Origin of the sequence: Actinoplanes sp. NPDC051633 (assembly GCF_040681735.1) — a bacterium.
GTDB lineage: Bacteria > Actinomycetota > Actinomycetes > Mycobacteriales > Micromonosporaceae > Actinoplanes.
Map to the genome: position 1 here is coordinate 1 of NZ_JBFAZH010001673.1, position 1,273 is coordinate 1,273.

Genomic DNA, 1,273 nt, shown 5'->3' on the forward strand with positions numbered 1-1,273 from the left:
ACCCGCCGGCCAGGGTGACTGGCCTCTCGTCGCTCGGCCACCACCAGGCCGGCGTGGCTGCCTCCTTGACCGGTGGTGGCCGTGACGGACCGCTGTGTGCTGGGCCGGCGACGAGGCCGGCGTGGCTGCGGCCTTGACCGGTGGTGGCCGTGACGGCCGCTGTGTGCTGGGCCGGCGATCAGGCCGGCGTGGCTGCGGCCTTGACCAGCGCGGGACCGTGACGGCCGCTGTGTGCTGGGCCGGCGATCAGGCCGGCGTGGCTGCGGCCTTGACCAGCGCGGGACCGTGACGGCCGCTGTGTGCTGGACCGACGATCAGGCCGGCGTGGCTGCGGCCTTGACCAGCGCGGGACCGTGACGGCCGCTGTGTGCTGGACCGGCGACGAGGCCGGCGTGGCTGCCGCCTTGACCAGCGCGGGACCGTGACGGCCGCTGTGTGCTGGACCGACGATCAGGCCGGCGCGCAGGTCGTGGTCGACGTGCTGAACGCGCCGACGCTGCCGCCCGCCGAGGTTCGCGGCTTCTTCACGTGGGCGGGCAGAACGCTGGTGGCCGCAGAGGTCGATGCCGGCGTCGCGCAAACGCGACCGTCGACATCGCCGGGCCGGACCGGGCCCCGATGAGCGAGATGGTCGCCCGGGCCCTGGTCGCGAGGGCGACCGGCGCAAGGTGATCACCGACCCGGCCTCGTCCTGCGCCGGCGCCGAGGTCGACGACGAGTCCCTGGTCCCGCTCGGCGCGACGCACCTCGCCGACTGACGCCCGCCGCCTGAACGGCTCGATCAGGCGTAGCTGCCGTCGGTCAGTTCCTCCAGCAGGGTCGGGGCGGCGGGTTTCCAGCCCAGCGACCGGGCCTTGGCGCCCGTCGCCTGCTGGTCCAGCAGCAGCGCCCCGCCGAATCCGTCGCCCAGCCGGGCCCGCGTCTGCTCCGGCGACTCCGCCACGACGTCGGCGGACACGGCCGACACCAGCTCACGGACGGTCGGGTTGACGCCGGACACGCCGATCACCCGGCCGAGGCCCGCACCCTGCGTGACCACCAGGGCGTAGAGGGCGGCGATGTCGTCCACGTGGACCGTCGTCCAGTGCTGGGAGCCGTCGCCGACCAGGCGGTTCTGCCCGGCGATCACGTCGCCCGGGATCCCGGCGCCGTGGCCGTGGACGATGCCCGGCTGGATCAGCGTCGCGGCCAGGCCGGGCGCGGACAGCACGGCGTCCTCGACCGGCAGCCGCCACGCGGTCAGCGCCGGCGGTGCTGCGGGGGAGTCCTCGGT

At 75.3% G+C, this 1,273-nt stretch carries 1 protein-coding gene and 1 pseudogene; one reads left to right on the forward strand and one right to left on the reverse strand.

Annotated features, from left to right (window positions below; translation table 11 throughout):
- Positions 1–421 precede the first annotated feature (421 nt).
- On the forward strand, positions 422–622 hold the full coding sequence (locus AB0M20_RS44200) for a hypothetical protein (protein ID WP_364307547.1): 201 nt from the start codon (positions 422–424) through the stop codon (positions 620–622).
- 159 nt (positions 623–781) lie between these two features.
- On the opposite strand, the pseudogene AB0M20_RS44205 reads toward AB0M20_RS44200, so the two are convergent.
- A pseudogene (locus AB0M20_RS44205) lies at positions 782–1,273 on the reverse strand (NAD-dependent dehydratase); the annotation flags it as partial.